The 24,166-nt window shown below is 72.6% G+C and carries 22 protein-coding genes; 11 read left to right on the top strand and 11 right to left on the bottom strand.

Features of this window, described 5'->3' with window-relative positions; genetic code table 11:
- Positions 1–34: 34 nt before the first annotated feature.
- From ACFY7H_RS09905 to ACFY7H_RS09890, 4 genes are all read right to left on the bottom strand, one after another.
- Positions 35–1,210, bottom strand: coding sequence for a sensor histidine kinase (locus tag ACFY7H_RS09905; RefSeq protein ID WP_388936223.1), 1,176 nt, complete (start codon positions 1,208–1,210; stop codon positions 35–37).
- Positions 1,211–1,420: 210 nt separating this feature from the next.
- Positions 1,421–3,304: a phosphatidylglycerol lysyltransferase domain-containing protein gene (locus ACFY7H_RS09900; protein ID WP_388935678.1), complete on the bottom strand. Its 1,884-nt coding sequence runs from the start codon at positions 3,302–3,304 to the stop codon at positions 1,421–1,423.
- An 85-nt stretch (positions 3,305–3,389) separates the two neighbouring features.
- On the bottom strand, positions 3,390–4,457 hold the full coding sequence (gene cobT / locus ACFY7H_RS09895; protein ID WP_388935675.1) for a nicotinate-nucleotide--dimethylbenzimidazole phosphoribosyltransferase: 1,068 nt from the start codon (positions 4,455–4,457) through the stop codon (positions 3,390–3,392).
- A gap of 55 nt (positions 4,458–4,512) precedes the next feature.
- Positions 4,513–5,727 carry a bifunctional adenosylcobinamide kinase/adenosylcobinamide-phosphate guanylyltransferase gene (locus tag ACFY7H_RS09890; protein WP_388935672.1) on the bottom strand — a complete coding sequence of 405 codons (1,215 nt, stop codon included), beginning with the start codon at positions 5,725–5,727 and terminating at the stop codon, positions 4,513–4,515.
- A 103-nt stretch (positions 5,728–5,830) separates the two neighbouring features.
- On the opposite strand from ACFY7H_RS09890, the gene ACFY7H_RS09885 reads away from it, so the two are divergent.
- Positions 5,831–6,040: a hypothetical protein gene (locus tag ACFY7H_RS09885; protein ID WP_388935669.1), complete on the top strand. Its 210-nt coding sequence runs from the start codon at positions 5,831–5,833 to the stop codon at positions 6,038–6,040.
- A 296-nt stretch (positions 6,041–6,336) separates the two neighbouring features.
- On the opposite strand, the gene ACFY7H_RS09880 is transcribed toward ACFY7H_RS09885, so the two are convergent.
- Both ACFY7H_RS09880 and ACFY7H_RS09875 read right to left on the bottom strand, forming a co-directional pair.
- Positions 6,337–7,095, bottom strand: a complete 759-nt coding sequence (locus ACFY7H_RS09880) for a class I SAM-dependent methyltransferase (RefSeq protein ID WP_388936220.1) — start codon at positions 7,093–7,095, stop codon at positions 6,337–6,339.
- 62 nt (positions 7,096–7,157) lie between these two features.
- Positions 7,158–7,766: a DUF3043 domain-containing protein gene (locus ACFY7H_RS09875; RefSeq protein WP_388935665.1), complete on the bottom strand. Its 609-nt coding sequence runs from the start codon at positions 7,764–7,766 to the stop codon at positions 7,158–7,160.
- A gap of 267 nt (positions 7,767–8,033) precedes the next feature.
- On the opposite strand from ACFY7H_RS09875, the gene ACFY7H_RS09870 reads away from it, so the two are divergent.
- On the top strand, positions 8,034–8,828 hold the full coding sequence (locus ACFY7H_RS09870) for a PspA/IM30 family protein (RefSeq protein WP_388935662.1): 795 nt from the start codon (positions 8,034–8,036) through the stop codon (positions 8,826–8,828).
- Between the two features lie 14 nt (positions 8,829–8,842).
- Positions 8,843–9,121, top strand: coding sequence for a hypothetical protein (locus tag ACFY7H_RS09865; RefSeq protein ID WP_388935659.1), 279 nt, complete (start codon positions 8,843–8,845; stop codon positions 9,119–9,121).
- A 63-nt stretch (positions 9,122–9,184) separates the two neighbouring features.
- On the opposite strand, the gene ACFY7H_RS09860 is transcribed toward ACFY7H_RS09865, so the two are convergent.
- The gene (locus ACFY7H_RS09860; RefSeq protein ID WP_388935656.1) at positions 9,185–9,961 is read right to left on the bottom strand and encodes a hypothetical protein; all 777 of its coding nucleotides are present in this window, start codon (positions 9,959–9,961) and stop codon (positions 9,185–9,187) included.
- A 70-nt stretch (positions 9,962–10,031) separates the two neighbouring features.
- Between ACFY7H_RS09860 and cobS the strand changes: the two genes are divergently transcribed.
- The gene (gene cobS, locus ACFY7H_RS09855) at positions 10,032–10,853 is read left to right on the top strand and encodes an adenosylcobinamide-GDP ribazoletransferase (RefSeq protein WP_388935654.1); all 822 of its coding nucleotides are present in this window, start codon (positions 10,032–10,034) and stop codon (positions 10,851–10,853) included.
- 59 nt (positions 10,854–10,912) lie between these two features.
- Positions 10,913–11,626 (top strand): response regulator, encoded by a 714-nt coding sequence (locus ACFY7H_RS09850; protein WP_388935650.1) that lies wholly within the window; start codon positions 10,913–10,915, stop codon positions 11,624–11,626.
- A 343-nt stretch (positions 11,627–11,969) separates the two neighbouring features.
- Here ACFY7H_RS09850 and nadA read toward each other — a convergent pair whose 3' ends face one another.
- Positions 11,970–13,148 carry a quinolinate synthase NadA gene (nadA, locus tag ACFY7H_RS09845; protein WP_388935647.1) on the bottom strand — a complete coding sequence of 393 codons (1,179 nt, stop codon included), beginning with the start codon at positions 13,146–13,148 and terminating at the stop codon, positions 11,970–11,972.
- 340 nt (positions 13,149–13,488) lie between these two features.
- On the opposite strand from nadA, the gene ACFY7H_RS09840 reads away from it, so the two are divergent.
- Positions 13,489–13,845: an iron-sulfur cluster assembly accessory protein gene (locus ACFY7H_RS09840; protein ID WP_030029080.1), complete on the top strand. Its 357-nt coding sequence runs from the start codon at positions 13,489–13,491 to the stop codon at positions 13,843–13,845.
- A gap of 99 nt (positions 13,846–13,944) precedes the next feature.
- Here the strand turns inward: ACFY7H_RS09840 and ACFY7H_RS09835 are convergent, their stop codons facing one another.
- Entirely contained in the window at positions 13,945–15,387 is a 1,443-nt protein-coding gene (locus ACFY7H_RS09835) for a hypothetical protein (protein WP_388935643.1), read from the bottom strand.
- A gap of 79 nt (positions 15,388–15,466) precedes the next feature.
- Positions 15,467–15,682 carry a hypothetical protein gene (locus tag ACFY7H_RS09830; protein ID WP_388935640.1) on the bottom strand — a complete coding sequence of 72 codons (216 nt, stop codon included), beginning with the start codon at positions 15,680–15,682 and terminating at the stop codon, positions 15,467–15,469.
- 131 nt (positions 15,683–15,813) lie between these two features.
- Between ACFY7H_RS09830 and ACFY7H_RS09825 the strand changes: the two genes are divergently transcribed.
- Positions 15,814–16,791 (top strand): carbohydrate kinase family protein, encoded by a 978-nt coding sequence (locus ACFY7H_RS09825; RefSeq protein ID WP_388935637.1) that lies wholly within the window; start codon positions 15,814–15,816, stop codon positions 16,789–16,791.
- Between the two features lie 1,120 nt (positions 16,792–17,911).
- Here the strand turns inward: ACFY7H_RS09825 and ACFY7H_RS09820 are convergent.
- Positions 17,912–19,291, bottom strand: a complete 1,380-nt coding sequence (locus ACFY7H_RS09820) for a cysteine desulfurase/sulfurtransferase TusA family protein (protein ID WP_388935634.1) — start codon at positions 19,289–19,291, stop codon at positions 17,912–17,914.
- A gap of 306 nt (positions 19,292–19,597) precedes the next feature.
- On the opposite strand from ACFY7H_RS09820, the gene coxB reads away from it, so the two are divergent.
- The 4 genes from coxB to ACFY7H_RS09800 all read left to right on the top strand — a co-directional run bounded on the left by coxB (position 19,598) and on the right by ACFY7H_RS09800 (position 24,082).
- Positions 19,598–20,572, top strand: coding sequence for a cytochrome c oxidase subunit II (gene coxB / locus ACFY7H_RS09815; RefSeq protein ID WP_388935631.1), 975 nt, complete (start codon positions 19,598–19,600; stop codon positions 20,570–20,572).
- Complete coding sequence (ctaD, locus tag ACFY7H_RS09810; RefSeq protein WP_388935627.1) at positions 20,569–22,305, top strand: cytochrome c oxidase subunit I; 1,737 nt, start codon at positions 20,569–20,571, stop codon at positions 22,303–22,305. The genes coxB and ctaD overlap by 4 nt, the downstream gene beginning before the upstream one ends.
- Complete coding sequence (locus ACFY7H_RS09805) at positions 22,302–22,700, top strand: cytochrome c oxidase subunit 4 (protein WP_249765692.1); 399 nt, start codon at positions 22,302–22,304, stop codon at positions 22,698–22,700. The genes ctaD and ACFY7H_RS09805 overlap by 4 nt, the downstream gene beginning before the upstream one ends.
- Before the next feature lie 134 nt (positions 22,701–22,834).
- The gene (locus ACFY7H_RS09800) at positions 22,835–24,082 is read left to right on the top strand and encodes an Ig-like domain-containing protein (protein WP_388935623.1); all 1,248 of its coding nucleotides are present in this window, start codon (positions 22,835–22,837) and stop codon (positions 24,080–24,082) included.
- The last annotated feature ends 84 nt before the right edge of the window (positions 24,083–24,166 follow it).

Below are 24,166 nucleotides of genomic sequence, written 5' to 3'. Positions count from 1 at the left end.
GTCGACCCGCGCCGTATCCCAGGCATCCACCCCCTCACACCGGCAGGGTCGCGTGGACGCGGAAGCCGCCGCCGTAGCGGGGGCCCGCGTCGCAGGAGCCGCCCAGGGCGCCGGCGCGTTCACGCATGCCGAGCAGGCCGTGGCCGCCGCCCGGGTCGCTCTGCCGAGGCGCCGAGTCCGCCGAGTCGCCCCCGTCGTCCAATACCGTCACCTCCACCGAGTTCCCGACCTGCACCACGCTGACCTCGGCCCGTGCGCCCGGGCCCGCGTGTTTGCGTACGTTGGTCAGCGCCTCCTGGATCACCCGGTACGCCGCCAGGTCCGCCGCCGCCGGCAGTGGCGCGGTGCCGGTCCCGAGCTGGACGGTCGCCGTCACCGGCAGCCCCGCGTGCCGGAAGGTGTCCAGCAGTTCGTCCAGTACGGCCAGCCCCGGCGCGGGTTCCGTCGGCGCCTCCGGGTCGCCGGACTGCCGCAGCAGCCCCACGGTGGCGCGGAGCTCGTTCAGCGCCGAGCGGCTGGCGTCCCGTACGTGGGCCAAGGCTTCCTTCGCCTGGTCGGGCCGCTTGTCCATGACGTGCGCGGCCACCCCCGCCTGGACGTTGACCAGGGCGATGTGGTGGGCCACCACGTCGTGCAGGTCCCGGGCGATCCGCAGCCGTTCCTCGGCGACCCGCCGCCGGGCCTCCTCCTCGCGGGTCCGCTCGGCCCGTTCGGCCCGCTCCCGGATGGCGTCGACGAAGGCCCGCCTGCTGCGCACCGCGTCCCCGGCGGCCGCGGCCATCCCGGTCCAGGCGAAGATCCCGATGTTCTCCTGCGCGTACCAGGGCATCGGCCCGGCCAGCATCGCCACCGCGGTGAGGCCGGTCATCGTCAGCAGCCCGATCCGCCAGGTGGTGGGCCGGTCGGTGAGCGCGGCGACCGTGTACAGGGCGATCACCGCGCTCATGGCGACGGGTGCCCGGGGGTCGCCGCTGGCCAGCTCCAGCAGCGACAGTCCGCAGGTGACGGCCAGTACCGTACGCGGCCGCCGGCGCCGCAGCACGAGGGCGGCCGCGCCGAGGAGCATCAGCAGCAGGGAGAACGGCTCGGGCGTGCGGGTGCCGAAGGTGGGCCCGTGCGGCCCGTGCGGGTCGGCGAAGGAGCCGACGACCATGGAGACCAGCGCCCCGAAGGCGAGCAGGCCGTCGGTGGCGAGCGGATACGCCCGCATCCACTGCCGGGTGGGGGCGAGGGGCCCGAGGTCTGTCGTCACCCGGACACGGTACGGGTTTGTGCCAGAGCCGCGCGGGTCCAGGGGGAGTGGGCGACGAGGGCGGCGACGGCGGTCAGGAGGTGTTCTGCACCATCCGGAAGACGGAGGTCCGCGGCAGGGGCCCCCACTCGCGGCGGGCGAACCGCCGGACCTCCGTCTTCCGCGACGTCAACGAATCGTCTCCAGGTGTTTGCGGTGCAGCCACTTGGGCAGACCGGGTGCCTCCAGGAAGCCCTCGGCCCGGCCCGCCGCGATACCGATCCGCAGGAGGTCCGAACTCTTCTCGAAGAGCATGAACCTCGGCTCCCAGATCGGGCGGTACTTCGCGTTGGCCCGGTAGAGGGACTCGATCTGCCACCAGCGGGAGAAGAAGCTCAGCAGCGAGCGCCACATGCGCAGCACCGGACCCGCGCCGAGCCGGGACCCCCGCTCGAAGACGGAACGGAACATCGCGAAGTTGAGCGAGACCTGTGCGACGCCGATCTCCTTCGAGCGTTCCAGCAGCTCGATGACCATGAACTCCATCAGGCCGTTCTCGGAGTCCCGGTCACGGCGCATCAGGTCCAGGGACAGGCCCTTGGGGCCCCACGGCACGAAGGACAGCACGGCGCGCAGGTCGCCGTTGCCGTCGGTGCACTCCAGCATCACGCACTGGCCGTCGTCCGGGTCGCCCAGCCGGCCGAGCGCCATGGAGAAGCCGCGTTCGGTCGCGCCGTCGCGCCAGTCGTCGGCCCGCTCCAGGAGCACGGCCATCTCATCGGCCGGGATGTCGGCGTGGCGGCGGATGCGGACGGTGTAGCCGGCCCGCTTGACCCGGTTGTAGGCCTGGCGGACGGTGCGCATGGCACGGCCCTCCAGCGTGAACTCGTCGGTCTCCACGATGGCCTCGTCGCCCAGTTCCAGGGCGTCCAGGCCGTGCCGGGCGTAGATCTGCCCGGCTTCCTCGCTGGCGCCCATCACGGCCGGCACCCAGCCGTGCTCGCGGGCCTCGGCCAGCCACGGCTCGATCGCGCCGGGCCAGGCCTCGGGGTCGCCGATGGGGTCGCCGGAGGCCAGCGAGACCCCGCCGACGACGCGGTAGGTGACGGCGGCTTTGCCGGTCGGGGACCAGATCACGGACTTCTCGCGGCGCAGGGCGAAGTAGCCGAGCGAGTCACGGTCGCCCTGCTTGGCGAGCAGTGCCCGCAGCCGCTCCTCGTCCTCGGGGGTGAGGGGGTCGACGGCGCGCCGCGAGCGGAAGGCCGCGAACAGCACGGCGAGCAGCAGCAGCATCGACATCACGTTGATGAAGACGTCCACCCAGGCGGGCGTGGTGATCGCGCGGTAGGCCTTGTCGTCGGGCGCCAGCGTGATCAGCCGCATCACGCCGTACCGCCAGCGCGCGAGGAAGGTGGCGTCGGCCCGTTCGGCGTCGGTGTTGGTGGCGCCGACCAGCAGGGCGGCGATCAGCGAGGTGACCAGCAGGCCGACGGCGGCCACGGCGGTGGCGAGCTTCGGGTTGGAGCGGTCGCCCTTCGCGTAGAACTCGTGGCGGCCCAGCAGCAGGGCGACGACGAAGGCCGCGGTGAGGGCGAGCGACACCCAGTTCTGCGCGTGCTGGCGGAACTCCGGGTAGCACATGTTCAGTTCGCCGCCCGTGCAGGGCGCGAAGGCGGCGACCGCGAAGGCCAGCAGCAGCATCCCGCTGACCACCAGGTTCAGGATCCACGCGGCCCGCTTGCGGCGGCCCATGGTGACCGCGAGCAGCAGGGAGAACAGGCCGGAGGCGAAGCCGGCCGTCAGCAGGTACGGGGTGTAGAAATCGGCGGTGTTGTGCCGGCGCAGGTCCTGGCCGAGCGAGAGCCACACCGCGCTGAGGAAGTTCACGAAGGTGACGGCCCGCAGGTACCAGACCGCGAAGGCGGCACCGCGCCGCGACCCGGGAGTGCCCCTGCGGCTCTCCGGCTTCGCGGCCGTTTCCCCTCCTTGCTCCTTCTTGTTGTTGGAACCCTTGCCGGAAGCCTGAAGCGGGCTCCGGTCGGTTTCTGCGCTGGTCAAGCGGACCTCTCCCATGAAAAGCGATGATATGGGGCGTCACCGGTCCGCAGTGCAGTGCGAGCACCGCGGACTGGTCAGGCCGCCCGTAGTGCCCGGTGTCTCAATCCGTCGGCTGTTCCGCAGCGGCCCTCTCCGGGAGTTCCGCCGCGAGCGCGGCGGCCGCCTGGACAAGGGGGAGCGCCAGCAGCGCCCCGGTTCCTTCCCCTACTGTGACGCCGTGGTCGAGCACCGGGTTGAGTGCCATCCGGTCCAGGGCCTTCGCCTGGCCCGGCTCCCCGCTGGACTGTCCCGCCAGCCACCAGTCGGGGGCGCGGAAGGCGGCCCGCTGGGCCACCAGCCCGCAGGCCGCCGAGACGACCCCGTCGAGGATGACCGGCGTACGCCGCACCGCGCTCTGGAGCAGGAAGCCGGTGATCGCGGCGACGTCCGCGCCGCCCACCGCGGCCAGCAGCGCCAGCTGGTCGCCGAGCACCGGGCGGGCCCGGCGCAGGGAGTCGCGGATGGCGGCGCACTTGCGCATCCAGGCCAGGTCGTCGATCGGCAGGCCGCCGCGGCCGGTGACCACGGACGCGTCCGTCCCGCACAGCGCGGCCACCAGGGTGGCCGCCACCGTCGTCCCGCCCACGCTCAGGTCGCCGAGGACGACGAGGTCCGTACCGGAGTCGGCCTCCTCGTCGGCGATCTGGATGCCGAGGCGCAGCGCGTCCTCGGCCTCCTCGGCCGTCAGCGCGTCCTCGACGTCGATGCGGCCGCTGCCGCGCCGTACGCGGTGCCGTACCACGTCCTCGGGCAGCAGCCCGGGGTCGCAGTCCAGCCCCGCGTCCACGACACGCACGCCCGCGCCGAACCGGCCGGCCAGCACGGACACCGGGCTGGTGCCGTCGAGGACCGCGCGCACCAGCTCGTGGGCGCTGCCCGCGGGCCGGGCGGAGACGCCCCGGGCGGCGATCCCGTGGTCGGCGGCGAACAGGACGACGCGCGGCCGCTCGATCGGCCTGACCGGTACCCGGCCCTGCGCGGCGGCCAGCCATTCCGCGAGCTCGTCGAGCCGGCCCAGGGCACCGGGCGGCACGGCCAGCCGCTCACGGCGCTCCTCGGCGTCACGCCGGACGCCCCCGTCGGGGCGTTCGATCAGATCGGAGAAGTCGTCGAGATTCAGCGTGGTCATCTGCCAGAGATTACAGCGGTCCAGACCCTCCCTCGGGGGGTGTACCGGCTCCTCTTCACCCCGGTTGTTCCTTGAGGACGAGCGCCTGCCCCGCGACCACCAGCAGGACGTGTTCGCACTCGCCCGCCACCGCGCTGTTGAGGCGGCCCAGCTCGTCGCGGAACCGCCGCCCCGACGCGGTCGCCGGGACCACTCCGGCCCCCACCTCGTTGCTCACCAGCACCACCGGCCGGCGGCTCGCGCGGAGGGCCGCCACGAGCTCGTCGGCCCGCGCGCGCAGCCGCTTGCGGCCCTCGGCGGCCCACACCGCGTCGTCCCACGCCCCGGCCCGGTCCATGGCGTCGGTGAGCCACAGCGCGAGGCAGTCGATCAGCAGGGGCGGGCCGGCCTGCTCCAGCAGCGGTACCAGTTCGCAGGTCTCCACCGTCCGCCAGGTGGCCGGGCGCCGTTCCCGGTGCAGGCCGACCCGCTGGGCCCACTCGGCGTCGCCGTCGCGGGTGCCGCCGGTGGCGACGTAGAGCACCTCGGGAAAGGCGGCCAGCCGCCGTTCCGCCTCGAGGGACTTGCCGGAGCGGGCCCCGCCCAGCACCAGGGTGCGGCGCGGCACGTCCGGTACCGCGCGGTACTCCCCGGCCACCACCGTGGTGCCGTCCGGCACGGCACGGGCCCCGGCCGCCGCGCACCGGCGCTCCAGCTCGGGGCCGGGCGGGGTGTCGTGGTCCAGGTGCACGGCGATCACGTCGGTGGCCGGGCCCACGGCGCCGTTCGCGCGCAGCCGGGCCAGGGCCTCCGGCCGGCCGAGCACGTCCGCGAGGACCACGTCGTACGGGCGGCGCGCGGCTCGCGCGTCGGTGCCGGCCGGGGCCCCGCCCGGCGGGAGGTACAGCAGCCGGCCGCCGTCGGGGCCCGTGACCTCGTACCCGGTGCCCGGCGCGTCCATCGGCACCGCCCGCACCCGGTGCCCGCTGATCACCGCGAGCTCCCGTCCGTCCGGGACCCGCCCGGCGGCGGGCAGCCCGGGCGGCAGCTCGACGGCCGGCCCGTCGTGCGGGTGCGTCAGCAGCACCTGCCGTACGCCGGCCAGCGAATGCCCCGCGCGGGCGCCGGCCAGCACCGCCCCGGGGACCAGGTCGAGCAGGAGCGCCCCGTCCACGAGGACGGAGGTCGCGCCGCGGGCCCGGGTGCCCACGGAGACCGCGCAGGCGGCGCAGGGACAGCCGGGGCGGGGCAGTCCTTCAGGGGTACCGGTGCCGAGCAGAGTGAGTTCCACACAGAGATCCTCCCGCGTCGCCGGTAGTGGTGCGCGCCCGGCTACTCTGCGGGCACACTCAAGGCGAGAAGCGTGAGATCGCGGACGAGCAACGGAGGCGGACATGGCGTGGACGTGGCGGTTCGAGGCGGCCGACGGCAGCGAGGTGGCCCCGGCGGTGGAGCCGGAGGAGTTCACCACGCAGGGGGACGCGGAGTCCTGGATCGGGGAGGTCTGGAAGGAGCTCCTGGACGGCGGGGCGGAACGGGTGACCCTGTTCGAGGACGGTACTGAGATCTACCCGATGAGCCTGCGGGCGGCCACCGAGGCCTGAGCTCCGGCCCGGCCCGCCTCGAAGAACGCCGGAACCCCGGTGAGGCCCGGGGTTCCGGCGTGCTCCTGGCGAAGGTACGGGCGCGCCGACGCGGGCGGCAGGGCTCAGGCCGTCTCTTCCGGATCTTTCTCCCCCAGCTACCGCTGGGAGGTGCCCCCAGACCCGCGTCGCCCGGCACCGCACCTCGCCGCGTTGTCGCGGCACCCGAGGACGTCCAGTAATCGGGAGCCGCTCCGCCTTGCGATGCACGGCGCCGGACGACGCGGGCTTGACCGGCAAGATCCGGAAGAGACGGCCTAGCCCCGGACCCCGCACAGGTGCAGCAGCGCGGCGACCGCGCGGTACGGGTCGGTGCGGCCGGCCCGCTCCTCGGCGGCCAGCAGGCGTTCCAGTTCCTCGTCCGGCGGGAGGTCCGTGGCGGCCTCGGTGCCGTCGGTGAAGACGCGCACCCCGTACCAGGTGTGCAGCGGCGCACCGATCCCCGACAGCGTGGCCGTGAGGTCGGCCAGCCGGTCGGCCCGTACCCGCAGGCCCAGCCGGTTCGTGTAGTCGACGGTGTCGAAGGCGGCCAGCGCCCCCGGCCAGTCGCCCGACAGTCCGGGCCGCAGCGCGAGCGCGTCGCCGTTGCGCACCAGCAGGGACAGCAGGCCGCCGGGGGCCAGCATCCGGGCCAGTCCGGCGAGCATCGGGTCGGGTTCCGACACGTACATCAGCACCCCGTGGCACAGCACCACGTCGAAGCTGCCCGGCTCGAAGTGCGCGCCGGTCTCCCGGCCGTCGCCCTCCACCAGCTCGACCCGGTCGCGGATCCCGGCGGGTTCCGCGGCCAGCGCCGCGTGCGCGACGGCCAGCATGGCGGCGTCCTGCTCCAGGCCGGTGACGCGGTGTCCCGCCCGGGCCAGGCGCAGCGCCTGGGTGCCCTGGCCCATGCCGACGTCGAGGACCCGCAGCCGCTGCCCCACCGGGAAGCGGTGCGTGATCTGTTCCTCGACCTGCCGGCCGACGAGTTCCTGGCGGACGGCGTTGCGCAGTCCGCCCAGGCCCTCCAGCCACAGCCGGGCTCCTTCGGAGAAGCCCTCCCCCGACGATGCCCCCGGTGCTCCGGGCGCCGCTCCGGTCAGGGCCGCTCTCCGCGCTTGACCTGCGGCTTGGGCAGGCGCAGGCGACGCATCTGGAGGGTGCGCATCAGGCCGTAGGCGACGGCGCCGCGGCGCGGCTCGTCCGGGAAGCGCTCGCCCAGCGCCTTGCGCAGCCGGAGCCACAGGCCGATGGAGTCGAGGACGATCAGGACGATCACGCCGAGCCACAGCATCAGCGCGATGTTCTGGATGGACGGGACCCGGATCATGCTCAGGACGAGGATGATCACGGCCAGCGGCAGGAACATCTCGGCGACCGAGAAACGGGAGTCCACGAAGTCGCGGACGAACCGGCGCACCGGCCCCTTGTCACGGACGGGCAGGTAGCGCTCGTCGCCGTTGGCCAGCGCCTCGCGCTGCCTGACCATCTCTTCCCGGCGGCGTTCGCGGGCTCGCTTGGCGTCCTCCTTGCGGTTGCCGGTCGAGGCCACCACGGCCTTGCGCTGCGACTGGGCCACAGCACGCTTCGGCGTAGGGCGGCCCTTCGGGGCCTGCGGGTCACGGGGCTGCGAAGGTCCGGCGCTCACCTTGTCGGTGGCGGAGGCCTTCTCTTCCTTGGAGGAGCGGCTACCAAACACAAAACCCAAGCGTACGTGGTCGGGGCCATCGTCCCCACCCCGTCGGGGAACGATCCGGCAACGGCGGGCGTCTACCGAGTGCGCACCTCTTGCGGTCCCGGGTGCCGGATCTCGGGGATCACCTACTCCTCACGCCTGACACGGCGGTGGGGGTACTCGTCCTGGAGGAGGAGCGCATCCGTACTCGAACAGTGCGGTAATGGAGACAGGGCCCGTACTGTGGGTCTTGTCGGTGACCTGGAGCACAGTCCGTCTAGAAGGGGGCGCGCGAAGCCCATGAGCGGTGTCATGAAGCGTATGGGGATGATCTTCCGCGCGAAGGCGAACAAGGCCCTGGACCGGGCCGAGGACCCGCGCGAGACCCTCGACTACTCGTACCAGAAGCAGCTGGAGCTGCTCCAGAAGGTGCGCCGCGGCGTCGCCGACGTGGCGACCTCCCGCAAGCGGCTGGAACTGCAGCTGAACCAGCTCCAGAGCCAGTCCGCCAAGCTGGAGGACCAGGGCCGCAAGGCCCTCGCCCTGGGCCGCGAGGACCTGGCCCGCGAGGCCCTGTCCCGCCGCGCCTCCCTCCAGCAGCAGGTCAGCGACCTGGAGGTGCAGCACCAGACCCTCCAGGGCGAGGAGGAGAAGCTGACGCTGGCCTCGCAGCGCCTCCAGGCCAAGGTGGACGCCTTCCGTACGAAGAAGGAGACCATCAAGGCCACCTACACGGCTGCCCAGGCGCAGACCCGCATCGCGGAGTCCTTCTCCGGCATCTCGGAGGAGATGAGCGACGTCGGTCTGGCCATCCAGCGGGCCGAGGACAAGACCGCGCAGCTCCAGGCCCGCGCCGGCGCGATCGACGAGCTGCTGGCCTCCGGCGCCCTGGACGACCAGAGCGGCCTCGGCTCCAAGGACGACATCCAGGCCGAGCTGGACCGCCTCTCCGGCGGGAGCGACGTCGAGCTGGAGCTCCAGCGGATGAAGGCCGAGCTGGCCGGCGGCCCGTCCGCCCAGCAGCAGGCCATCGAGGGCGGCGCCCCGGGCACCGCGCAGCCGCAGCAGGGCCAGCACCGGTTCGACAAGCAGTAGGACAGGGGCCCGTCATGATTGTCCGCATCATGGGGGAGGGCCAGGTCAGCCTGGCCGACAGTCACCTCGCCGAGCTGAACAAGCTGGACGACGAGCTCCTCAAGGAGATGGAGGGCGGCGACGAGGAGGGCTTCCGGCGCACGCTGGGCGCGCTGCTCGACGCCGTCCGGCACCTCGGCAGCCCGCTGCCCGACGAGGCGCTGGAGCCCTCCGAGCTGATCCTGCCGGCACCCGACGCCACGCTCGACGAGGTGCGGCAGATGCTCAGCGACGACGGTCTCATCCCGGGCTGAGCCGCCCCCGGACGCACCGGCACCGCGCGGGGCCCTTCCCCGTACGGGGGCGGGCCCCGCGCGTCACCGCCGTTCCGGGGGGCGAGGGTCGGCGGGGTGCTTCTCCGGGTCGGAGAGCCCGCTGATGAAGTTCTCGAACTTGCGCCGGGGCCGCGCCCAGCGCCGGTCGTGGTGGTAGGCCCGCAGCTCCGCCCTGGCCCGCGCCCGCGGGCGCTTCGCGTAGAAGCGCTTGGCGTACGGGGAACCGGGCCGGGCCAGGCGCGCCGCTCCGATCAGCGCCACGAAGGGGATGACCAGCCCGAATATTGCGGTGCGCGGCTTCCCCTTCCACAGGGCGATCAGGGCGAGGAAGAAGTTGGTGGCGGTGTTCATGACGACGAGCCCGCGGCTGTGCCGTTCCTCCGGCGACAGTTCGTTGACCCCGAAGGGCAGGAAGCCGCCCAGCACCAGCGCCACCACCGCGGCCGTCAGCACCACGATCTCCACGCTCTTGCGGCCCTGTTCGCTCCAGTAGACGTCGTCCAGGTGCAGGATCAGCGCGAACTCGTCCAGCACCAGGCCCGCCCCCAGCCCGAAGAGCACCGCCGACAGGCCCGCCCCGAAGCTGTGCCCGCCGCTGCCGACCGCGCCGAAACCGCCGATGATCACCAGCACCACGCCGGGCACCACGTGGTGGACGTGCAGCCCGCCCGGAGTGATGTTCTTGAAGGGTCCCCGGCCGGCCCGGATCAGCCTCGTGATCACCCGGGTGACCAGGAACGACAGCACGAAGGACAGCAGGGCCAGCAGCAGCGGGAGCTTGCCCGGCTCGATGATGTTGCGTTCCCACCAGTGACCCACGACACCAGCTCCCGGTATGGCACGTAATGAGTAATTTACCGGCCACCGTATGCGGGTAGCGTTCGCGCCGATGACAGACTCGACCGATGATCCACTGCCCCCGCCGCCGCAGGAACGCGCCTCCCTGCCCGACGGGCTCCGCTTCGCCCTCGGCACGCTGACCGTCCTGCCCGCGCGCGTCACCCGCTGGGACCGGCCCGCCGCCCGCACCGGCATGGCCTGCGCCCCGCTCGCCGGCCTCGCCGTCGGCCTGCTCGCCGCCGTGCCCGGCACGCTCCTGCTGCTCCTCGGCGGCGGCCCGCTGCTCGCCGCGGCCGTCACCGTCGCCGTACCGGCGGCGCTGACCCGGGGGCTCCACCTGGACGGCCTGGCCGACACGGCCGACGGGCTGGGCAGTGCCAAGCCCGCCGAGGACGCCCTGCGGATCATGAAGCAGTCCGACATCGGCCCCTTCGGGGTCATCTCCCTGCTCGTCGTCTTCCTGGTCCAGGTGGCCGCCCTGGCCAACGCGTACGCCGACAGCTGGATCCGGGGTGCGCTGGCCGCCGTACTCGCCGCCGTCGCCGCCCGCCTCGCGATGACCCTCGCCTCCCGCGGGGGAGTCCCCGCCGCGCGCCCCGAGGGGCTCGGCGCGGCGGTCGCCGGCGTGGTCCCGCACCGGACGGCCGCCGGGGTGGCCGCCGCCGTGGTGGTGGCCGCCGCCCTCGCCGCCCTCCCGGCGGGCCCGCCGGCCGCCGCCCAGCACGCGGCGGCCGTCCTCGCGGCCCTGCTCGCCGCCGAACTCCTGCTGCGCCGTTGCGTCAGCCGCTTCGGCGGGGTCACCGGGGACGTCTTCGGCGCCCTGTGCGAAGTCGCCGCGACCACCGCCCTGGTGGCCCTCGCCCTCGGCTGACCCCTCCTGCGGCCCACCTCGCCGGCCGGGCGGCCGCGGCCGGCGCCTACCCTGACGCCATGACAGACCCCGCCGACGCCGGCCCCGCCCGCATCCGAGTCCTGCTCGCCGACGACCAGGCACTGCTGCGGAGCGCGTTCAGGGTGCTCGTCGACTCCGAGCCGGACATGGAGGTCGTCGGGGAGGCCTCGGACGGAGCTCAGGCCTACGCCCTCGCCCGGGAGCACCGGGCCGACGTGGTCCTCATGGACATTCGGATGCCCGGCACCGACGGGCTCGCCGCCACCCGAATGATCAGCGCCGACCCGGAGCTGTCGGACGTCCGCGTGGTCATGCTGACCACCTTCGAGGTGGACGAGTACGTGGCCGCGGCCCTGCGCGCCGGAGCCTCCGGCTTCCTCGGCAAGGGCGCCGAGCCCGAGGAACTCCTCAACGCCATCCGGGTCGCCGCCGCGGGTGAGGCGCTGCTCTCCCCGGCCGCCACCAGAGGGCTCATCGCCAGTTTCCTCGCCCAGGGCGGTCACTCCGACGCCCCCGCCGCCGGATCCGCCCACGCGGAACGGCTCGCCGCGCTGACCGGACGCGAGCGCGAGGTCCTCGTACTGGTCGCCGGCGGTCTGTCCAACGACGGCATCGCCGCCCGGCTGGAGGTCAGCCCGCTGACGGTGAAGACCCACGTCAACCGGGCCATGGCCAAGCTCGGGGCGCGCGACCGGGCGCAATTGGTGGTCATCGCGTACGAATCGGGACTGGTCCGGCCGCGCGCCGACTGACCCCCGGCCGACGGCGGCAGGGCGGCCCACGCGGACGCGGTATGCCGCACGTAAGGACGGCACCTGGGAGCGAAGCGGCGGCGTCCCCCGGTGCGAAAGGCTGAGGCCCCTCGCGAACGACACAGCAGAGAGATCCCATCCATGTCCTGGCTGTCCCGCTTCAGCCTGGCCCAGAGAGCGCTGGTCGGCCTCGTGTCGATCGTGGCCCTCCTCTTCGGCGCCGGCCTCGGGAGTCCGGGAGGGTGCCGGCCGGGCGGGATGCTCCGGACGGCGCTGCCCGGACACACGAAGGGGGCGCCCCGGCAGGGGCGCCCCCTTCGTGATTCGCTCCGCGGGGCCACCGCTACGGCAGCGCCAGCATCCGCTCCAGCGCGAGCTTCGCGAAGCTCTCCGTCTCCTTGTCCACCTGGATCTGGTTGACCAGGTTGCCCTCGGCCAGGGACTCCAGGGTCCACACCAGGTGCGGCAGGTCGATGCGGTTCATCGTCGAGCAGAAGCAGACCGTCTTGTCCAGGAAGACGACCTCCTTGCCCTCCGGGGCGAAACGGTTCGCCAGACGGCGGACCAGGTTCAGCTCGGTGCCGATGGCCCACTTGGAGCCGGCCGGGGCCGCCTCCAGCTTCTTGATGATGTACTCCGTCGAACCGACGTAGTCGGCGGCCGCGACGACCTCGTGCTTGCACTCGGGGTGGACCAGGACGTTCACGCCCGGGATGCGCTCGCGCACGTCGTTCACCGAGTCCACCGAGAACCGGCCGTGGACCGAGCAGTGGCCGCGCCACAGGATCATCTTGGCGTCGCGCAGCTGCTCGGCGGTCAGGCCGCCGTTCGGCTTGTGCGGGTTGTAGAGCACGCAGTCGTCCAGCGACATGCCCATGTCGCGGACCGCGGTGTTGCGGCCCAGGTGCTGGTCCGGGAGGAAGAGCACCTTCTCGCCCTGCTCGAAGGCCCACTCCAGGGCCTTCTTCGCGTTGGACGAGGTGCAGATCGTGCCGCCGTGCTTGCCGGTGAAGGCCTTGATGTCGGCGGAGGAGTTCATGTACGAGACGGGGACCGTCGTGCCGGCGATACCGGCCTCGGTCAGCACGTCCCAGCACTCCGCGACCTGCTCGGCGGTGGCCATGTCGGCCATCGAGCAGCCGGCCGCGAGGTCCGGCAGGACGACCTTCTGGTCGTCCGAGGTCAGGATGTCCGCGGACTCGGCCATGAAGTGCACGCCGCAGAAGACGATGTACTCGGCCTCCGGCTTGGCGGCCGCGTCCTTGGCCAGCTTGAAGGAGTCGCCGGTGACGTCGGCGAACTCGATGACCTCGTCGCGCTGGTAGTGGTGGCCGAGGATGAAGACCTTGTCGCCCAGCTTCTCCTTGGCGGCGCGGGCCCGGGCCACCAGGTCCGGGTCGGACGGCGAGGGGAGGTCGCCGGGGCACTCCACTCCCCGCTCGCTCTTGGGGTCGGCCTCACGGCCGAGCAGCAGCAGGGCAAGGGGCGTCGGCTGGACGTCCAAAGGCTGGGCGGTGGTCACGACACGCACCCTTTCTGTTCTGCGACAAGGATTTCTGGGACTGCGGGGGGCTTGGTACGCCACTTCTCGTCTATTTGACGCTATCTATCATAACTGCTTCACGTCACTTTGACGATGCCGATAGTGTCGATGTGACGCATTCGCCCCTTGCCGGGGCCCGCCTCTCCACCGGTCCTCGTCGCGGGGTCCACCGGCCCGCGGAGGTGTGCGAGCATGAATTGAGAAAACGAGGCGCCGGGCCCGGAATGAAACCGCGGTCCCGCTGGTTGCCACCGACGGCAAGAGTCCGACGTTTCCCCACCCACCGGCGGGGAGCCGCCCACTTCGGGAGTGAATGCAGATGTCCGTACAGGACGACAAGACCACTGTGAGCGACGGCATCCTCCTGTCCGACGCCGCCGCCGAGAAGGTCCGCACCCTGCTGGAGCAGGAGGGCCGCGATGACCTCGCGCTCCGCGTCGCCGTCCAGCCCGGCGGCTGCTCCGGCCTGCGCTACCAGCTCTTCTTCGACGAGCGCTCCCTCGACGGCGACGTCGTCAAGGACTTCGACGGCGTCAAGGTCGTCACCGACCGCATGAGCGCCCCGTACCTGGGCGGCGCCTCCATCGACTTCGTCGACACCATCGAGAAGCAGGGCTTCACGATCGACAACCCGAACGCCACCGGCTCCTGCGCCTGCGGCGACTCGTTCAGCTAAGCCGTACGGCGAGCCCGTGCGGCTCCCCTCCACGGCGAAGGGCCTGGGCCCGGTCGGAGACGACCGGGCCCAGGCCCTTCGTGTTTCCCGCGCCCGCGCCTACTGGCGGGGGAGCGGCTTGCCCGAGGTGGCGTCGACCACCTTGCGGTCGCCGAGCGGCTGCTGGAGCGTCGCCGTCAGGGTCATCTCCTGCGCGAGCATGATGCAGGCCTGGCCCGGCTTGTGCGGGGTGTCCGTGATCTTCACGATGACCGAAGCCGCCTCCTCCCGCGCCTCCAGGGTGTAGGTGCTGCACACCCCGCCCCAGAAGTTCACGGTCAGCGTCCGGTCGGCCTGGGCGTACGAGAACCCGGGCACGGTGTGCGGCTTCGGAGGCACCGGGGTGCCGGCGTCGCCCGCCGCGGCCGGCTGGACCACCGTGCGGCCCGGCTTGCCCTGCGAGCCCGCCACCTCGAACAGCCAGGCCGGTACGAGGCCCCGCCCGCCGTCCACCGTCCCCGCGACCAGCCCCAGTACGGCCCCCCGCACGCTCTCGGTCCGCGGCGGCTTCATCGGGCGCGGCTCCGGGTTGCAGGGCAGGGTGTCCGTCGCGCCCGTCGGAGTGTCCGGGGTCAGCGGCACCGTGGTCGCGCAGCCGCTGGGACCCGGGCCGGTGCCGTCGCCGCCGCCCTTGGCCGCCGCGTTGAGGCGCTCCAGGGCCTCGGCGGCCCCGACCACCGGCTGCTCGGCCGCGCGCACCGGGGCCTTCAGCTCCCCGCTGCCCGCCACCACCGCGCCGTCGGCCCCGACGCTGATCCTGCTGGACCAGCCCTGGGTCGGGAGGCCGCCCACCACCGGGTCGGCGATCACCACGCGGACCGAACCCTGGATGAGCCGGGCGTCCACCTTGGCGTCGGACTGCCCGGCGGCCGCGAGCACCGGCGCCGCGGCGGCCTTCGCGGCCTGCTCGGAGACCGGCTTCGCGCCACCGGTGCCCTCCTGGGGGAGGGTGGCCGGGCCGCAGGTGTCCTTGCCGCGGACGCAGTCGTCGCCGGCGCTGCCGGGCTCGCCCAGGCCGCCGCCCTGATAGCGGGCGAAGGACCAGGTGCCCGGGGCCTTGCGGGCCACCGTGAGCCGGGGCCCGGAACCGTCGGCCGTCTCACCGGCCTGCCAGGAGTCGCCCGCCGGCCGGGGCGCGCCGGAGAGGCCGAGGGACTTCGCGAGCCGGGCCACCTCGTCGGAGGTGACCTCCCCGGACGCGGCGAAGGAGGGCGCGGTACCCGGCCCGTCGGGCAACTTCACGTCGGCCCGGTACGTCACCGGCCCGCCGGACGGGTCCGGCTCCCCGGGGGCGATGCCGGGTCCCGGCGGGGACCCGGCCGCGCGCGGCGCGACGGCCGCGCTGTCGCTCGTACGGCCGCCGCCGGAGGCGTCGCCGTGGGCCGTCGACGCCCAGTACGCCGTACCACCGCCGGCCAGCAGGACGGCGGCCGCGATCGAGCCGATGGCCCAGGCGGGCCGCCGTCGTGTGGCGTGTGATGTGTCGGGTTGTTCGCTGGTCACCGCATCGCTCCTTAGCGTGTCCCGCCGTACGTGATGCGGGTGGGACGCGGCGGCCGCGAAACCGGTTCCCTCGGATCCGCTAGTCGCCGTAGGCGGCGGTGGAGGCGATCAGCCGGGCCGAGGAGGGCGGGACGGCCACCCCGTGGATCTGCGAGGGCGCCACACGGACCGGCCGGGGCTCCCGTTCCACGGCCCAGTGCGGGGCCATCCGGACACAGTCGCCGAGCAGCCGTGCGAAGCCGGGCTGCGCCTCGGAGGCGTGGTCCGTGTACCCGAAGCCATCGGTATAGGTCATGGGGGCACCGTAAGGTCGCCATCATGGGCGAAGGAAGTCCTACTACGGGGTAGTTTCGGCGGGTCGGCCCGGGGGCGCGGACCGGGTAGTTTTGATTGTCACCCGCCGTCCTCCGCAGGAGCATCCACGCCGTGCGCATCGCAGTCACCGGCTCCATCGCCACCGACCACCTCATGACCTTCCCGGGCCGCTTCGCCGACCAGTTCGTCGCCGACCAGCTCCACACGGTCTCCCTCTCCTTCCTCGTGGACAACCTCGACGTCCGGCGGGGCGGCGTCGGCCCGAACATCTGCTTCGGCATGGGCCAGCTCGGCAGCCGCCCGATCCTCGTCGGCGCGGCCGGCTCCGACTTCGACGAGTACCGCGCGTGGCTGGACCGGCACGGCGTCGACACCGAGTCCGTCCGCATCTCCGAGGTGCTGCACACCGCGCGCTTCGTCTGCACCACGGACGTCGACCACAACCAGATCGGCTCCTTCTACACGGGCGCCATGAGCGAGGCCCGCCAGATCGAGCTCAAGGCCGTCGCCGACCGCGTGGGCGGGCTCGACCTCGTCCTCATCGGCGCCGACGACCCCGAGGCGATGCTCCGCCACACGGAGGAGTGCCGCACGCGCGGGATCCCCTTCGCGGCGGACTTCTCGCAGCAGATCGCCCGCATGGACGGCGAGAACATCCGCACCCTGATGGAGGGCGCGACGTACCTCTTCTCGAACGAGTACGAGAAGGGCCTCATCGAGTCGAAGTCGGGCTGGACCGACGAGGAGATCCTCTCCAAGGTCGGAACCCGCGTCACCACCCTCGGCGCGCAGGGGGTGCGCATCGAGCGGGTCGGGCAGGAACCGATCCTGGTCGGCTGCCCGGAGGAGACGGCGAAGGTCGACCCGACCGGCGTCGGCGACGCGTTCCGCGCGGGCTTCCTGACGGGGCTCGGCTGGGGCGTCGGCCTGGAGCGGTCCGCGCAGATCGGCTGCATGCTGGCCACCCTGGTGATCGAGACCCTGGGCACCCAGGAGTACACGCTGGCACGCGCCCACTTCATGGAGCGCTTCACGAAGGCGTACGGCGAAGAGGCCGCCGCCGAGGTCCGGGCGCACCTGCCTGCCTGACGCGCCGCCGCCGCGCGCGGCTCGGTGCCGGGGGGCTCCTCCCCGGCTTCGCGCCGCCGCGCCGGACCCGTCCGCCGACGGCGGTCGCGGGGGCGCCGCTGCGCGAGGCGTGGTCCCGACCCGCCCCTCGCCCGTTCCCCGGGCCTCCGCCCCGGACCCTGCCGGAGTCCGACCCGGGCCTGCGCCCCGGTCCCGACCGGGGGCTCGGCCCCGGTCGGGAGGTGTGCCCCGGCCCCGGGCTGCGCCCAAACCGTCGGGCGGTGCCCAAACCCTCGGGCTGCCCCGGATCGCCGGGGTCTGCCCGGGCCCCCAGGGCCGCACCCCCCGCGCATCGCTGCCGGCGGCCGGGTCCCGGTCGGGGCGCTGTTGGGTGCGGGGGCGCCGCCGCGCGGGAAGTGGTCCCCTACCCGCCCTTCGCCCGTTCCCCGGGGCTCCGCCCCGGCCCCCGCCGGCCTCTGCCCCCGGGCTCCGCCCGGACCCCTGGGGCGTACCCGGACCTCGGGGCTGTGCCCCGGACCCTCGGCTCCGCCCCAGTCCCGGGCGCTGCGCTCGGACCTGCGGCTCCGCCCCGGACTCCCGCCGGGCCCCGCCCCCTGCAGGCTGCGCCCGCCCCCTCGGGCTGTGCCCGACCCCGGGGTGTGCCCGACCCCGGGCTGTGTCCGACCCGGGCTGCGCCCGCCCCCTCGGGCTGTGTCCGACCCGGGCTGCGCCCGCCCCCTCGGGCTGTGCCCGACCCGGGCTGCGCCCGCCCCCTCGGGCTGTGCCCGACCCGGGCTGGCCTGACCCGGGCTGTGCCCGACCCCGGGGTGTGCCCGACCCCGGGGTGTGCCCGACCCCGGGGTGTGCCCGCCCCCGGGGTGTGCCCGCCCCCGGGCTGTGCCCGCCCCCGGGCTGTGCCCGACCCGGGCTGTGCCCGACCCGGGCTGTGCCCGACCCGGGCTGTGCCCGCCCCCGGGCTGTGCCCGCCCCCGGGGTGCGCCCGACCCCGGGCCGCGTCCCCCCGCGCGTCGCGCACCGGTGGGTGCCGCCGGCGGCCGGGCCCGGGCAAGGGGCGCCGGGGTTGTGAGTCACCCGGGTGTGAGGGGGGGCAAGCGGTATGCCGCCCCGCTCCGGCGAGGGGTCAGGCCTCGCGGCGGATCCGGTACGCGGCGGCCGGTCCGCGGGGGGTTTCGCCCAGGTACGTGTGGCCGCGCATCGCGCACCACGCCGGGATGTCCAGGCGGGCCACCTCGTCGTCCGAGACGACCGTGACGGTGCCGCCGACCGGGACCGTGGTGATGGCCCGGGCCAGCTCGATCACCGGCTGCGGGCAGCGCAGCCCCAGCGCGTCGACCTCCACGGCGTCGGCCACCGGCGCCACCGGGGCCGGTTCCGAGACTCCGAGCCTCTCCCGTACACCCGCCACCGCGCCCGGCAGCACCTCCAGGAAGCCGTTGACCTCCTCGGCGGTGGTGCCCGGAGGCAGGGAGACCCGTACGTTCCCCTCCGACAGCACCCCCATCGCCCGCAGCACGTGACTGGGGGTCAGCGTGGAGCTGGTGCAGGACGAGCCGGAGGAGACGGAGTAGCCGGCGCGGTCCAGCTCGTGCAGGAGGGTCTCGCCGTCGACGTACAGGCAGGAGAAGGTGACCAGGTGGGGCAGGCGCCGGTCGGCGTCACCGACCACCTCCACGTCCGGCACCAGCCGGACCACCCGCCGCCGCAGCCGGTCCACCAGGACCCGCAGCCGCGCGGCCTCCGCGTCCGCCTCCGCCCGCACCGCGCGCAGTGAGGCCGCGGCCGCGACGACGGCGGGCAGGTTGGCGAAGCCGGGGGAGCGGCCGGACTCCCTCTCGTCGGCGGGGCCTTGGGGGGAGAAGCGGACCCCCTTGCGCACCGCGAGCAGTCCCACCCCGGGCGGGCCGCCCCACTTGTGGGCGCTGGCCGCGAGGACGGACCACGCCCCCTCCACCCGGCCCCAGCCCAGCGACTGGGCGGCGTCCACCAGCAGCGGCACCCCGGCGGCCCCGCACACCTCGGCCACCTCGGCCACCGGCTGGACCGTGCCCACCTCGTGGTTGGCCGACTGGAGACACGCCAGAGCCGTGGTCGAGCCCAGCACGGACGCGTATCCATCGGGCGACACCGCGCCGAGCCGGTCCACGGGAACCTCCGTCACCGTGCCCCCGGCCGCCGCGTTCGCGTCCGCCGCATGGAGTACGGAACTGTGTTCCACCGCCGACACGACCAGATGGCCGCCGACGCGCCGGCGCCCCGCGAGCACCCCCGCCATGCCCGTGTGAACCGCGTGCGTTCCCGAAGGAGTGAATACGAGCTCGTCGGCGCGGCACCCCACCGCCTCGGCCGCGGCCTCGCGCGCCGCGTCCAGCAGCAGCCTGGCCCGCCTGCCCTCCCGGTACAGCCGGGCGGGGTCGGCCCAGCCCTCGTCCAGGGCGGCGTGCAGGGCCTGCCGGGCCACGGGGTGGAGGGGGGCGGCGGACGCGGTGTCGAAGTACGGCATCCGGCCACGGTAGAGGGTGGCCGCCGGCCGGGCCGGAGCACGCCCCGCGGGCACCCGCTTCAGGGACCGTCAGATGGCGTCCCCGGCCCGCCCTTCGGGACCGGAAGGCCGGTCCCCCGTACGGCGGATCCATCCCTTCGGGGGCAGTAGCGGCGCGTTGGGCACCCTCCCCGCGCGACCCCAAATAGCGTCCAGTAGGGTTTGGTCCGCATAAACATCCAAACCCCTGCCTGCGTCAGGGCCGGCGACCGACCCGAACACGGCCGCGGCCGGCCGCGCGGGCCGAGACTCTCGGGAAGGCGCTACGTGAGTCCCTACGGCTCCGACCGCTCGCCGCGGCGCCCGATGCGGCGGAAGCTGCTGCAGGCGCTGACTGCGGGCGTGGTCCTGGCGACCGCCACTGGTTGCTCGTACACCTGGAAAGACTTCCCCCGCCTCGGAATGCCCACCCCGGTCACGGAGGAGGCGCCTCGCATCCTTTCCCTGTGGCAGGGATCCTGGGCGGCCGCTCTCATCACGGGCATCCTGGTGTGGGGCCTGATCATGTGGAGCGTCATCTTCCACCGGCGTAGCCGGACGAAGATCGAGGTCCCCCCGCAGACCCGGTACAACATGCCGATCGAGGCGCTGTACACCGTGGTCCCGCTCATCATCGTCTCGGTGCTCTTCTACTTCACCGCGCGTGATGAGTCGAAGCTGCTCGCCCTCTCCTCCAAGCCGGCGCACACGATCAACGTGATCGGCTTCCAGTGGAGCTGGGGCTTCAACTACGTGGAGAATGTCGACGGCGATGCCGCGACCCCGAAGGCGGGCGAGACCCCGAAGGAGCTCGCCTCCCTCCCGGACCGCTACATCAAGTCCTTCCCCGCGGGCGCCGAGGGCGTCTACGAGAAGGGCGTCCCCGGCGACCGCAACGCGGACACCAACAACCCGGGGCCGACCCTCTACCTGCCCAAGGGTGAGAAGGTCCGCTTCATCCTGTCGTCGAACGACGTCATCCACTCCTTCTGGGTGGTGCCCTTCCTGTTCAAGCAGGACGTCATCCCCGGTCACACCAACGTCTTCGAGGTCACCCCGACCCAGGAAGGCACCTTCATGGGCAAGTGTGCCGAGCTCTGCGGTGTCGACCACTCGCGCATGCTCTTCAACGTGAAGGTCGTCTCCCCCGCGGAGTACAAGGCGCACCTGAAGGAGCTGGCGGAGAAGGGGCAGACCGGCTTCCTGCCGGCCGGCATCAAGCAGACTGACCCCGCCCGGAATGCGGAGACGAACAAACTGTGAGCATCCTCAACGAATCCCAGGGTGCCGCGTCAGCTGACTCGTACGAGAACGAGCTGCCGGTGCGGCGCAAGCAGCCGGGCAACGTGGTCGTGAAGTGGCTCACCACCACCGACCACAAGACCATCGGCACGATGTACCTGGTCACGTCGTTCGTGTTCTTCCTGATCGGCGGTCTCCTGGCGCTCTTCATGCGCGCCGAGCTGGCTCGTCCGGGCACGCAGATCATGTCGAACGAGCAGTTCAACCAGGCGTTCACCATGCATGGCACGATCATGCTGCTCATGTTCGCGACCCCGCTGTTCGCCGGCTTCGCCAACTGGATCATGCCGCTGCAGATCGGCGCGCCCGACGTGGCGTTCCCGCGGCTGAACATGTTCGCGTACTGGCTGTACCTCTTCGGCTCGACGATCGCGGTGGCCGGCTTCGTCACCCCGCAGGGCGCCGCCGACTTCGGCTGGTTCGCCTACACCCCGCTGTCGGACGCCGTCCGTTCGCCGGGCATCGGCGCCGACATGTGGATCATGGGTCTGGCCTTCTCCGGCTTCGGCACGATCCTCGGCTCGGTCAACTTCATCACCACGATCATCTGCATGCGCGCTCCGGGCATGACGATGTTCCGCATGCCGATCTTCACCTGGAACGTGCTGCTGACCGGTGTCCTGGTCCTGCTGGCCTTCCCGGTCCTCGCCGCCGCGCTCTTCGCGCTGGAGGCCGACCGGAAGTTCGGTGCGCACGTCTTCGACCCGGCCAACGGCGGGGCCCTGCTGTGGCAGCACCTCTTCTGGTTCTTCGGACACCCAGAGGTGTACATCATCGCGCTGCCGTTCTTCGGCATCGTCTCGGAGATCATCCCGGTCTTCTCGCGCAAGCCGATGTTCGGGTACATCGGTCTGATCGCCGCGACGATCGCGATCGCCGGCCTCTCGGTGACGGTGTGGGCCCACCACATGTACGTCACCGGCGGCGTGCTGCTGCCGTTCTTCTCCTTCATGACCTTCCTGATCGCGGTACCGACCGGTGTGAAGTTCTTCAACTGGATCGGCACCATGTGGAAGGGCTCGCTGTCCTTCGAGACCCCGATGCTCTGGACGATCGGCTTCCTGGTCACCTTCACCTTCGGTGGTCTGACCGGCGTCATCCTGGCCTCGCCCCCGATGGACTTCCACGTCTCCGACTCGTATTTCGTCGTCGCGCACTTCCACTACGTCGTCTTCGGCACCGTGGTGTTCGCGATGTTCGCCGGCTTCCACTTCTGGTGGCCGAAGTTCACGGGCAAGATGCTGGACGAGCGCCTCGGCAAGATCACTTTCTGGACGCTGTTCATCGGCTTCCACGGCACGTTCCTGGTCCAGCACTGGCTGGGCGCCGAGGGCATGCCGCGTCGTTACGCGGACTACCTCGCGGCCGACGGCTTCACGGCGCTGAACACGATCTCCACGATCAGCTCGTTCGTGCTCGGCCTGTCCTTCCTGCCGTTCATGTACAACGTCTGGAAGACGGCCAAGTACGGCAAGAAGATCGAGGTCGACGACCCGTGGGGCTACGGCCGTTCGCTCGAATGGGCGACGTCCTGCCCGCCGCCGCGGCACAACTTCCTCACGCTGCCGCGCATCCGCAGTGAATCGCCGGCGTTCGACCTGCACCACCCGGAGATCGCGGCCCTCGACCACCTCGAGGACCACGTCGCCGGCGGGACCAAGGCCCTCACCGGGGACAAGGAGGCCGGCAAGTGAAGATCCAGGGCAAGATGTTCCTCTGGCTCTCCGTCTTCATCCTGATCATGACCGTCGTGTACGGCGTCTGGTCGAAGGAGCCGGTCGGAACCACCGCTCTCGCGCTGGCCTTCGGCCTGAGCGCCATGATCGGCTACTACCTGGCCTTCACGGCCAAGCGCGTGGACGAGATGGCCCAGGACAACCTGGAGGCCGACGTCGCCGACGAGGCGGGCGAGCTGGGGTTCTTCTCCCCGCACAGCTGGCAGCCGCTGTCGCTGGCCATCGGTGGCGCGCTCGCGTTCATGGGCGTCGTCTTCGGCTGGTGGCTCATGTACTTCTCGGCCCCGATCATCCTGATCGGCCTGTGGGGCTGGGTGTACGAGTACTACCGCGGTGAGAACCAGAACCAGTAGCACCGGCAGCACGCAGTACGCCGCGGCCCGCCGCGGCGCCTGAGGGGCCCGGACACCTTTTCGGAGGAGTCCGGGCCCCTCGTTTGCAGTCACCCGGCGCGCTGGATTTGTCATATCTTCATAGCGTTGGGCGCATGAACCACTCACCGCGTCTTTGGACGGCACTCAGCTGCTCCCTGCTGGTCGCGTCCCTCGGGGCCGGCGCCACCGCATGCGGGTCCGGCGACACCAACCCGCTGTCCGCCCGCCCGTACGACGCGGGCGACCAGGTCGTCTTCAACCAGGCCCCCGGCGGACGCCCCGCCGACCCCGACAAGCCGCTCGAGGTCACCGCCAAGGGAGCCGAGGCGCGGATCACCGACGTGATGGCCGTCGACACGCACGGCCGCCGCCTGGCGGGCGAACTCTCCGCCAAGGGCGACCGCTGGCACAGCACCGTCCCGATGGCGGCGGGCGTGCGCTACACGGTCACCGTGAGCACGGAGGACCAGCGGGGGGCCCCGGGGCAGCGCACGACGACGTTCGAGACCACTCCGGCCAAGAAGGTCCTCAAGGTCGAATTCGGCCCCGAGGAGGGCAAGTACGGCGTCGGCCAGCCCCTCACGGCCGAACTCAACGAGCCCGTCAAGGACAAGGCCGCCCGCGCCGTCGTCGAACGGGCCCTGGTCGTCGACGCGCCGCCCGGGGTCGAGGGCGCCTGGCACTGGGTGGACGACAAGAACCTGCACTACCGCCCGAAGGACTACTGGCCCGCCCACAGCACCGTCTCCGTACGGAGCAACCTGGAGGGCATCAGGGTCTCCGACGAGCTCCACGGAGCCGCGTCCCAGCCGCTGAAGCTGGAGATCGGCGACCGGGTCGAGGTCACCACCGACGCCGCCTCGCACTACCTCACGTTCGAGCGCAACGGAGAAGTGATCAACACCATCCCGGTGACCACCGGCAAGCCCGGCTTCTCCACCCGCAACGGGGTCAAGGTGGTGCTCGGCAAGCAGTACTACGTACGGATGCGCGGCGACACCGTCGGCATCGGCGGCAGCGAGTACTACAACCTGCCCGTGTACTACGCCACCCGGGTGACGTGGAGCGGTGAATACGTGCACGCCGCGCCGTGGTCGATCGGCTCCCACGGCTACGAGAACGTCAGCCACGGCTGCACCGGCATGAGCACCGGCAACGCCGCCTGGTTCTACGAGAACATCACCGAGGGCGACATCGTCAGGGTGATCAACAGCATCGGCGACGACATGGACACCTTCGGCAACGGCTTCGGCGACTGGAACATGGAGTGGAAGGAGTGGCGCGAGGGCAGCGCACTCCTCAAGGGCACCCAGGAAGGCCGCAGCCCCGTCGACCAGGCGCGGCTGCGCCCCACCGTCTGAGAGGCCCGCAGAAGGGCGTACAGGCCCGCGGGCGGCCCGCCGGGCCGGCCGCGGGCCCGCGTCACGCCCCGGGTGTCCCTCGCG

Source organism: Streptomyces sp. NPDC012794 (assembly GCF_042901085.1).
Taxonomy (GTDB): Bacteria; Actinomycetota; Actinomycetes; order Streptomycetales; family Streptomycetaceae; genus Streptomyces.
Note: the sequence above shows the minus strand (reverse complement) of the source record. Positions and strands in the feature narration are given on the sequence as shown.

What these genes read in the sequence shown, in the direction of transcription:
- ACFY7H_RS09905 (WP_388936223.1), bottom strand. Translation starts at nt 1,210, where the DNA reads ATGCGGGCGTATCCGCTCGCCACCGACGGCCTGCTCGCCTTCGGGGCG.
- ACFY7H_RS09900 (WP_388935678.1), bottom strand. Translation starts at nt 3,304, where the DNA reads ATGGGAGAGGTCCGCTTGACCAGCGCAGAAACCGACCGGAGCCCGCTT.
- cobT (WP_388935675.1), bottom strand. Translation starts at nt 4,457, where the DNA reads ATGACCACGCTGAATCTCGACGACTTCTCCGATCTGATCGAACGCCCC.
- ACFY7H_RS09885 (WP_388935669.1), top strand. Translation starts at nt 5,831, where the DNA reads ATGGCGTGGACGTGGCGGTTCGAGGCGGCCGACGGCAGCGAGGTGGCC.
- ACFY7H_RS09870 (WP_388935662.1), top strand. Translation starts at nt 8,034, where the DNA reads ATGAGCGGTGTCATGAAGCGTATGGGGATGATCTTCCGCGCGAAGGCG.
- ACFY7H_RS09865 (WP_388935659.1), top strand. Translation starts at nt 8,843, where the DNA reads ATGATTGTCCGCATCATGGGGGAGGGCCAGGTCAGCCTGGCCGACAGT.
- cobS (WP_388935654.1), top strand. Translation starts at nt 10,032, where the DNA reads ATGACAGACTCGACCGATGATCCACTGCCCCCGCCGCCGCAGGAACGC.
- ACFY7H_RS09850 (WP_388935650.1), top strand. Translation starts at nt 10,913, where the DNA reads ATGACAGACCCCGCCGACGCCGGCCCCGCCCGCATCCGAGTCCTGCTC.
- ACFY7H_RS09840 (WP_030029080.1), top strand. Translation starts at nt 13,489, where the DNA reads ATGTCCGTACAGGACGACAAGACCACTGTGAGCGACGGCATCCTCCTG.
- ACFY7H_RS09830 (WP_388935640.1), bottom strand. Translation starts at nt 15,682, where the DNA reads ATGACCTATACCGATGGCTTCGGGTACACGGACCACGCCTCCGAGGCG.
- ACFY7H_RS09820 (WP_388935634.1), bottom strand. Translation starts at nt 19,291, where the DNA reads ATGCCGTACTTCGACACCGCGTCCGCCGCCCCCCTCCACCCCGTGGCC.
- ACFY7H_RS09800 (WP_388935623.1), top strand. Translation starts at nt 22,835, where the DNA reads ATGAACCACTCACCGCGTCTTTGGACGGCACTCAGCTGCTCCCTGCTG.